The sequence below is a fragment of the Corallococcus exercitus genome, from assembly GCF_003611585.1.
GTDB lineage: Bacteria > Myxococcota > Myxococcia > Myxococcales > Myxococcaceae > Corallococcus > Corallococcus exercitus.
Map to the genome: position 1 here is coordinate 1 of NZ_RAVW01000390.1, position 9,330 is coordinate 9,330.

The 9,330-nt window shown below is 71.5% G+C and carries 8 protein-coding genes and 1 pseudogene; all 9 read left to right on the forward strand.

Features of this window, described 5'->3' with window-relative positions:
- Nucleotides 1–373 precede the first annotated feature (373 nt).
- Nucleotides 374–1,006, forward strand: coding sequence for a hypothetical protein (locus D7W79_RS33215; RefSeq protein ID WP_120529369.1), 633 nt, complete (start codon nucleotides 374–376; stop codon nucleotides 1,004–1,006).
- Between the two features lie 156 nt (nucleotides 1,007–1,162).
- Complete coding sequence (locus D7W79_RS33220) at nucleotides 1,163–2,440, forward strand: WD40/YVTN/BNR-like repeat-containing protein (protein ID WP_338078833.1); 1,278 nt, start codon at nucleotides 1,163–1,165, stop codon at nucleotides 2,438–2,440.
- Entirely contained in the window at nucleotides 2,437–3,081 is a 645-nt protein-coding gene (locus D7W79_RS33225) for a hypothetical protein (protein WP_120529371.1), read from the forward strand. The genes D7W79_RS33220 and D7W79_RS33225 overlap by 4 nt, the downstream gene beginning before the upstream one ends.
- Nucleotides 3,078–4,331, forward strand: coding sequence for a YncE family protein (locus tag D7W79_RS33230; protein WP_120529372.1), 1,254 nt, complete (start codon nucleotides 3,078–3,080; stop codon nucleotides 4,329–4,331). Before D7W79_RS33225 ends, D7W79_RS33230 begins: the two co-directional genes overlap by 4 nt.
- The gene (locus D7W79_RS33235; RefSeq protein ID WP_120529373.1) at nucleotides 4,328–5,047 is read left to right on the forward strand and encodes a c-type cytochrome; all 720 of its coding nucleotides are present in this window, start codon (nucleotides 4,328–4,330) and stop codon (nucleotides 5,045–5,047) included. Before D7W79_RS33230 ends, D7W79_RS33235 begins: the two co-directional genes overlap by 4 nt.
- A complete protein-coding gene (locus tag D7W79_RS33240; RefSeq protein WP_120529374.1) occupies nucleotides 5,047–5,721 on the forward strand; it encodes a hypothetical protein in 675 nt (224 codons plus the stop codon). Before D7W79_RS33235 ends, D7W79_RS33240 begins: the two co-directional genes overlap by 1 nt.
- Nucleotides 5,718–6,152, forward strand: a complete 435-nt coding sequence (locus D7W79_RS33245; protein ID WP_120529375.1) for a hypothetical protein — start codon at nucleotides 5,718–5,720, stop codon at nucleotides 6,150–6,152. The genes D7W79_RS33240 and D7W79_RS33245 overlap by 4 nt, the downstream gene beginning before the upstream one ends.
- A gap of 150 nt (nucleotides 6,153–6,302) precedes the next feature.
- A complete protein-coding gene (locus tag D7W79_RS33250; protein ID WP_158617111.1) occupies nucleotides 6,303–8,711 on the forward strand; it encodes a hybrid sensor histidine kinase/response regulator in 2,409 nt (802 codons plus the stop codon).
- Between the two features lie 92 nt (nucleotides 8,712–8,803).
- Nucleotides 8,804–9,330, forward strand: a pseudogene (locus D7W79_RS33255) (hypothetical protein); the annotation flags it as partial.

Consider the following 9,330-nt stretch of genomic DNA (forward strand, 5'->3'; position numbering starts at 1 on the left):
ACCGCGCCCTTCAGCACCCGCGCCCACACCCCGCGCGTGACGCTGGAGCCAGGGCCCACGGCCACGTCGCCCGCCTTCGAATCGTCTGGAGTCACGGCCTTGTCGTTCCCCCCGGACCCCCTGGCGGACAATGGATGCCACGCCTGGGTCCGGGACCTTGATTCCGTAGCATCCTGAAACAGGGAAAGCCAGTCATCACGGGTAGATGGGGCAGGCATTGGACGCACTGTCCACCGCTCGGATTGTTTGCGCGGAACCTGAGAGGTTGGGGGCCGCAACACCCCTGCGCTTCAGGGTGGCTGTCATGAATGAGAGGGATTCCCCATCTTCCGGTCTCCCTTCCCCAGGACTCCTACCCAAGGTGTCTTCCCCCATGACGGCACGCCCCACCCCCTTCCGTTCCCTCAAGGTCCTGGAGTCGTCCCACCTCCACCGCGCATGGGCCTCCGCCGCGCGAGCGGGCTGCCTGCTGCTGCTCGCGTCGGAGCTGCCGGCGTCCATGGAGGACGCGGCGCGGACGCTGGGGGAGGCGCCGGTGGTGGTGTGCTCGGGGGCGCTCCAGCAGGCCTACCGTCCCGGCCTGCTGCTCACCACGCCCCGGGACACCGTGCAGCGCGAGTCGCTCCAGTTCAACGGCTGCCCCGTCAACGACGGCGTGGTGATGACGGCCGTGGGGCTGGAGCCCCTGCACCTGAAGCGCGCGACGTGCATCGGCAACACGGCAGGGGCCTCTATCGCTACGGTGACGTGGTCCAACGGGGAGAGGTCCTCCGTGCGTTTGGACCCCGTGGAGGCACGCGCGGATGGCGCCATGCAGGTCTTCACGTTTGAGGGGACCATCGGCTCCGGGCGCCACACGGGCCACGGGGTGCGCCTGGTCACCGCCGTGCCCACCCTCACCACGCTGGCGGCCTGCGTCCAGCCGTCAGGCCTCACGGCGAACGTGGGGGTCGCCACCCTCACCCTCCTGGACCGTCCGGGCTCCGAGCCGGAACGGGAACCGTGACGGGAGCCGTGAGCGGGCGGTTGCTCCGCGGCTGAGCAGGCCCTCCGCACCGCTATCCAGGCGCGGGGCTGGCGTTATCGTGGGGGGGCGATGAGGCCTGCCCCGGAGCGCCAGATGCGAATGCCACGAATCACGGGGGTTTGGAGGGGGGCGGCGGTGGCCGGCCTCCTGGGGTCCGGTGCGGCCTGGGCGCACGCGGGCCTGCCGGAGACGTCCAACGTCACGCTGCGCAAGGGCCACCCCGAGGACTACTTCGTCGGCGCCACGTTCGGCGCGGTCATCTCGCGCGACAGTGGGAGGACGTGGCGCTGGGTGTGTCCGGATGCCATGGGGTATGGCGGCTGGCGCCCGGAGTCCTTCGTCTGGCGCGAGTCGGGAACGCTGCTGGCGGCCACCGGCAACGCGCTGTTGTCATCCAAGGACGGCGCGTGTTCGTGGTCGTCGCACCCGGCGTTCAAGGACACCTGGGTGACGGGGCTCGCCGTGCACCCCACGGATGACGCGGTGCTGTACGTGGCCACGGGCCGCTCCACGTCGGCGACGAACGGGGTGTTCCGTTCGGAGGACGGCGGGGAGACGTGGCGGCCCCTGCCGCTCCAGCGCGCGGGCGTCCTCTTCTCCTCCGTGCGCGTGTCCACCGCGGATCCGCGCACGCTCTACGTGTCCGCGTCGGACACGGCGCACATGTACCTGTTCCGCAGCGACGACGCGGGCGAGACGTGGGAGGAGCTGCCGCAGACGTTCCCGGACCTGGTGCGCCCGTTCGACTTCGTGGTGACGGCCACGGACCCGACGGAGGCGCACGGCGTCTGGGCGCGCGTGTCCGCGCAGGGCTCCACGCACATCCTCCACAGCACGGACGGCGGCCGCACCTTCATCGCGCGCTCGGGCGCGGGCATCGACGACGTCTTCGTCAACATGGACCTCTCCGCCGACGGCGGCACCGCGTGGGTGTCCACGTACAACTCCTTCTTCCGCAGCCAGCAGGGCGGCGCCTTCTCCAAGCTGGAGCTGCCCACGGGCAACGCGTGCGTGACGCGCGTGGGGGACGTCCTCTACGGCTGCGGCTCGCCGTGGCTCCATGACTGGTCGCTGGCGCGCAGCAGCGACGAGGGCACCACCTGGGAGCCCCTCTTCAGCCTGGAGCAGATTCAAGGCAGCCATCAGTGCCCGGCGGGCACGCCCGTGCGGGAGCTGTGCCCGTCGCGCTGGCCGCAGGTCGCGGAGACGATTGGCGCACCGCTCTATCCGGACGGCGTGCCGGACGCGGGCGTGCCGGATGCCGGGACGCAGCCCACTGAAGACGCGGGCACGCCCGCCGACCCGAAGCCGAAGCCTTCCGGCTGCGCCGCCGCGCCCGCGGGCACGCTGCTTCCCCTGTTCCTCCTTCCCCTGTTGCGTCGCGGCCGGCGGCGCGAGGACCCATGCCCATGAAGCCGATGAAGACGTCCCTGCCGTGGAGCATCGCCGCCGTCGCGCTGCTCACCCTGAGCGCATGCAACGGCGACGACGACACCGAAGCCACGGCCTGCGACGAGCCGCTGTACGCGGGCGCCGCCACGGACGAGGCGTGGCGCACGCTGGTGGATGCCCGGAACCAGCCCCAGGACAGCTCGCGCGCGGTGACGCTCGTGTCGCCCGAGTCCGGGCAGGTGTACCTCGCGGACCAGGCCGCGCCGCTGTGGCAGTGGACGTCCCCGCTGCGCGCGTCGCGGGAGCGGCCCGGCCGCACGGTGCCCTCGCTGGAGGGCCACCCGCGCGAGTCGAAGCGCTCCGTCCTCGCGTGGCTGGGCAATTGGGTGCTGCCCACCGCGGAGGCCCACCTGCCGCCGTACACGGGCGACCTGTACTGGGTGAAGGTCTCCGTGCAGGGGCGCGAGTGTCCCATCGCGCAGGTGTTGACGTCCGAGTTGCAGTGGCAGCTGGATGACGGCTCCTGGCGGACGCTCAAGGACGCGGCGGGCAAGGCGCTGTCGGTGCAGGTGGAGAGCGCGTACCTGGTGCAGAACCGCATCACGGAGGGGCCCTACACGCTGGAGACGGCGGTGCCCTTCACGGTGGGGCTCGTCAAGTGAGGCGCCGCGCGAGGCTCGGAGTCTGGCTCTGCGCGCTGGCGCTGGCGGCGTGCAACGACGGCGCGCTGAAGGCGGAGGGCACGCTGGAGGTGCCCACGCTGACGTACGCGGATGCGACTCCGTGGACGCGGGGAGGCTCGACGGTGCCGGCTCCGGGGCCTTCCGGGCGGCTGCTCGTGACGAACAGCCTGGATGACTCCGTGAGCCTGCTGGAGATGGACGGGCTGGGCACGCCGGGCTGGGGCGAGCTGGCGCGCGTGCCGGTAGGGCTCAACCCGGTGGAGCTGGAGGGGCCGCACCACACGGCGGTGTCGCCCGCCGGGGACTTCTATTACGTGGGCATCTCCAACTACGTGCCCGGTGGCGGCTCCGGTCCGCACGGCGCGCACGGCACGGGCACGGCGGACGGCTACTGCCTGAAGCTGAGCGCGAAGGACAACCGGCTGGTGGCGTCCGCGCGCGTGGACCGCAACCCCGGGGACGTCATCGTCAGCGCGGATGGGCGCACGCTGTACCAGACGCACTTCGACCTCTTGCGCATCGCGGACGTGGCGCGGCAGGGCGGGACGGAGGAGGACATGGTCGCGCGCCTGGTCATCCTCGACGCGGAGACGATGACGGTGAAGGCGCGGGTGAAGGTGTGTCCCGCGCCGCACGCGGTGCGCCTGTCCGCGGACGAGCGCACGGCGTACGTGGCCTGCTGGTCGGACGAGGTCGCGGTGGTGGACCTGGCGGCGCAGGGCATGCCGGTGACGCGCGTGAAGGTGGCGTCGGGCTCCGGCACGGCGACGAACCCGCGCCATCAGCCGTACGCGCTGACGGTGTCGCCCACGACGGGAGACGTGTGGGTCAGCTCGCTGGCGAGCAAGCAGGTGCAGGTGCTGGAGCCCGGGACGCGCACGATGAACCCGGAGCGCACGGTGTACCTGCGCGGCGCGCCCATGTTCGGCGCGTTCACGAAGGATGGGCGCACGCTGTACCTGCCCTATCAGCAGGAGGACGCGGTGGCGGTCATCGACGCGGCGACGTCCACGGTGCTGCGCACGGTGCCGCTGTCGCAGGCGGGCTGTCTCAACGTGCACCAGCTCATGCTGACGCCGGACGAGCGCCACGGGCTGGCGGTCTGCGAGGGGGACCACATCGGCCCGGGCACGCTGCACGTGGTGGACCTGGCGGAGGGCACGGTGGTGTCCACGGTGGAGATGGGCATCTTCCCGGACTCGGTGAGCCTGCTGCGGGGGCAGCCATGAGGGGCCTGCGTGGGGGTGTGGCGGCGCTGCTCGTGGGCGTGCTGGCCGGGTGCGGCGGAGAAGCGGAGCCCCGGGCCGCGGCGGACTTCGGGGAGGAGTTGTTCCAGGACGCGCGGCTGTCGGAGAGCTCGTTCAACCGCTTCTCGTGCGCGACGTGCCACGTGACGACGCCGGAGGCGCCGGCGGGGCGCATGGACTCCGGCCACTCGCTCTACAACGTGGCGGCGCGGCCTGGCTGGTGGGGCGGCTACGAGACGCACCTGCTGGACGCGGTGAACTTCTGCTACGTGAACTTCATGCGCGGGGTGACGAAGCTGGAGGCGGAGGATCCGCGCTCCCGCGCGCTGTATGAGTACCTGTCGCGGATCAGTCCGGACGCGCAGGCGCCCGCGCTGCCGTTCACGGTGGTGAAGGACATCCAGGACGTGCCCCGGGGGGACGTCGCGCGAGGAGAAGCGGTGTACCGGGCGGCGTGCCAGAGCTGCCACGGCGCGACGCACACGGGAGAGGGACGGCTGACGGAGCTGGCGTCGCTGCTGCCCGAGGTGACGCAGGACTACGACCGGCTCTTCCCGGGCATCCCGCACGCGCAGGTCGTCATCGAGAAGGTGCGGCACGGGCAGTTCTTCGGCGTGGGAGGCAACATGCCGCCCTACAGCACGGAGGCCCTGTCCGACGCGGACCTGGGCGCGCTGCTCACGTATCTGGGGCTGTGATGCGGCTCCACCTCCTCTGGCTGTGCAGCCTGCTCCAGCTCTGGGGCTGCACGACGCCCAACCCCGCCGTCCGGGTGCAGGAACTGGAAGACGGCTCGCTCCAGGTCGAGGGACCGCTGGCGGGTCCCTTCAAGACCACCGAGGAGCTGGCATCCGCCGCATGTGAGTTGATGACCGCCCAACCTGGCGCGGACGCGACTCACGGCAGCAGGGGCAAGGAGTACTGCGCGCTGCACTACTACTCCGAACAGGAGCAGGGCTATTTCCTCAGCTTCCTCTCCGACATCGGCGGAGACGGCCCGGACGGCCGCAAGTACTGCCTGGTTCCCCGAAAGCTCCAGGACCTGGAACACCGGCGTGTCGTGCTGCTGGGCCCGGCCCACAACCATCCCCACAATCCGCTCCCTTCCGAGCGGGACATGGGCGCGTTGAGGCCCGCGGGCTGGTCTCCCCTGGGCACGTCCCGGTTCCTCGAACAGGAAACAGGGCGCATCTGGGAGCGTGAGCTGTACATCTTCCACAAGGACAAGCTGGGGCACTGCAGCGCCTACAGCTACAACTACGCGACCCGCGTCGTGTCCGCGCTGAGAGCAGGCCATTGGATTCCCATCGGGAAGGCCGAAGGACACTGGGGCGCGTTCAAGGCTTTCGAGGGAAAGGACTGGCTGCCATGACGCTGCATGGGTTCCGCACGCTCGGACTCGGGCTCCTGGGTCTTGGACTGAGTGGGTGCGGTCTGCTCGGCTACCACAAGCTCCCCGTGGCTCCGCGTGCGTCCGAAGAAGAAGCCGCCCGGGTGCGCTTCCCGGAGTCCTTCGACAACGCCACCCATCTTCCGGGTCCCATGCTGGAGGCCCTGAGCCTGGCCCTGAACGACTTCCTGCCGCCGGGCCGGAAGGTCCAGACCAATGCTCGCGACCCGCGCATCGCGGAGTGCCTGTCGCGTCGCGACACCTACGAGACGCGCGTGCTCCGCTCCGAGGACGGACTGTTCTTCATCTCCTTCATCCCGGACCTGTCGCGCTGTGGTCTGGATGCGGAGATCCTGGATGGCGGCGCCGTCTACTGCGTCGATGCCCAGGGCCGTATCGTGGCCGTGCGCTGAAGCCGTGTCCCTGACAAGCGAACAGGCAAGGAGGGAAGCGCCGGGCTTTCCGCCCCTGCCCATGCGCGCCGGGCCGCCTCACCTCTAAAGGCATTCATGTCTTCGTCGGATTCACAGGAGCGGGGCCCTGCTCAGGAGGGGCGCGCGCCCATGAAGGGCAGGTCTCCCTCATCCCTGGCGGAGTTGCTGGACACCGACCGCGAAGCGCTCATGGCGGATTGGGTCGCACGGGTGGCTCCCCTCTTCAAGACCCTGCGCCTGTCACGCGAGCAGATCATCGACGCCCTGCCCGCCTTCCTCGATGAGCTGCACGCCGCGCTCGTGCACGCGGAGGAGGAGCCCCACAGCGCACCGCTCCAACACAGCGAGGCCGCCGGAGCCCATGGCCGTCAGCGCCTGCGCCTGGGCGCCGATGTGACCCTGGTCGCGCGCGAATACGCCCTCCTGCACGACTGCATCCTGGCGCGGGCCGAGCTCGCGGACCTCGACGTGCCGCTGTCGCAGCTGCGCGTGCTCGGCACCTCCATCGACGAGGCGCTGGCCCTGGCCGCGGTCCCCTTCGCGCTCGACAGCGCCGAGCGCCACCACGCGGAGGCCGAGGAGCGCGAACGCTTCTTCCAGCTGTCCCCGGACATGTTCAGCGTCGCGGGCATGGACGGGTACTTCAAGCGCGTGAACACGTACTTCGTCCACGTGCTCGGGTGGAGCGAGCTGGAGCTCTACGAGCGCCCCCTCATGGAGTTCGTCCACCCCGACGACCAGGAGTCCACCCGCGCGGAGATGACCAAGCTGTCCCGGGGAATCCCCACCCTGCGCTTCGAGAACCGCTTCCGCGCCCGCGACGGCCACTACCGGTGGCTCGCGTGGGCCTCGCGCCCCGTGCCCGAGCTGGGCCTCATCTACGCCGCCGCGCGCGACATCACCGAACAGAAGGCCGTCGCCCACGAGCGCGAACGCCTGCTGGAAGCGGTGCGCGAGAGCGAGGCCCGCTTCCGCAACATGGCGGACCATGCCCCCGTCATGCTCTGGGTGACGGACATGCAGGGCTCCACGACCTACATGAACCGGGGCTGGTATGCCTTCACCGGCCAGACGGAGGCCACGGGGCTGGGCTTCGGCTGGCTCGACGCCATCCACCCGGATGACCTGGAGCGCACGCGGCGGACCTTCGTGGACTCCAGCCTCGACCGACGGCCCTTCCGGCTGGACTACCGGCTGCGCGGCGCGGACGGCCAGTACCGCTGGGCCGTGGACACCGGCTCGCCCCGCTTCGACACGGAGGGGCAGTTCCTGGGCTACATCGGCAGCGTCATCGACATCAGCGACCGCAAGAAGGCGGAGATGGAGCGCGAGGCCCTGCTCTCCCGCGAGAGCGCCGCGCGCAAGGAGGCGGAGGAGGCCAACCAGCTCAAGGACGAGTTCCTCGCCACCGTCAGCCATGAGCTGCGCACGCCGCTTACGGCCATCCTGGGCTGGGTGCAGCTCCTGCGCACCGGCCACCTGCCCGAGTCCCGCCGCGAGCGCGCGCTGGAGACCATGGAGCGCAACGCGCGCGCGCAGGGACAGCTCATCGAGGACCTGCTCGACGTCAGCCGCATCGTGTCCGGCAAGCTCAAGCTGGACGTGGCGCCGGTGGACCTGTCCACGGTGGTGCAGCAGGCGCTGGAGTCCGTGCGGCCCGCGGCGGACGCGCGCGGCATCCAGGTGCAGGCCACGGTGGACACCTCCAGCAGCGTCATGGGCGACACGCACCGGCTCCAGCAGGTGGTGTGGAACCTGCTGTCCAACGCGGTGAAGTTCACGCCCAGGGGCGGCTACGTGCGGCTGGTGGTGGCGCGGCGGGACTCCTCGGTGGAGCTCACCGTGGAGGACACCGGCCAGGGCATCTCCGCGGCCTTCCTCCCCCACGTCTTCGAGCGCTTCCGCCAGGCCGACAGCGGCACCACGCGCAAGACGGGGGGCTTGGGGCTGGGGTTGTCCATCGTGCGCCACATCGTGGAGATGCACGGCGGCACCGTCTCCGCCGCCAGCGAGGGCGAGGGCCGGGGCGCCACCTTCACCGTGCGGCTGCCCCTGTCCGTCACCCAGCGGCGCGACCCGGCCATGCCGCCGTCGCCACGGCCTCCGGTGCCCGGCCGGGTGCCCACGCCCCTTCCGGAGCTGGGCGGGGTGCGGGTGCTCGTGGTGGACGACGAGGAGGACGCGCGCGAGCTGTTGCGCACGCTCCTGGAGGACAGCGGCGCCCACGTGGCGACGGCGGGCTCCGCGGCGGAGGGGCTCCAGGTGCTCCAGGCGGAGCGCCCGGACGTGCTCGTCTCCGACATCGGAATGCCGGGGACGGATGGCTATGGCTTCATCGAGCAGGTGCGCGCGCTGCCCGACGAACGGGGAGGCCGCGTCCCGGCGGTGGCCATCACCGCGTACGCCCGCTCGGAGGACCGCACCCGCGTGCTGCGCGCCGGCTTCCAGAGCCACGTGCCCAAGCCCGTGGAGCCCGGGGAGCTGCTCGCCGTGCTCGCGTCGCTCGCGGGCCGGTACCAGACGCTCCCGAAGGCGTGACGGCCGATCAGCCCACGTGCCACGTAGGACGCTGGACACGGCGGTCCGCATCCTCCTGGCCAGCGGGCGGGGGCAGGGCTTACCTTCCCTGCATGCGTCCGCCGCCCGGACAACTGGCGATGTTCAACGCCCCGGCGCCCGGGCGGGACCCGGCGCGCTCGCGGCTGCCCTCCCGCGAGGACGCGCTGCCCCGGGCCGCGGACCTCGCCCGGCGGGTGTCCGCCCTCCTGGGCCTGCCCGTCCACCTGCGCCTCACCGACAACCGCGCCACCCTGGTGAGCTTTCGCCGCCTCGCCGACGGCGTGCGCCTGCGCCTGCACCACCTCTTCCTGGACGCACCGGACCCCGTGGTGCGCGCCCTGGCCCTCTACGTGGCCGGCGACACCGCCGCCCGGGAGGTGCTGGAGGCCTTCAGCCACGCCCACCACGGCCAGGTGCGCCGGGAACGCAGGCCCGGCGCTCCCCTGCGCACGCGCGGCCGCTGCTTCGACCTCAAGGCCGTCCACGCCCGGCTCGACGCGACGTACTTCGCCGGACGCGTGCAGGGCGTGGAGGTGGGCTGGGCCCGCCGCCCCGCCCGCCTCCACGCCCTGCACGCGTCCGGCGAAGTACGTCGCGT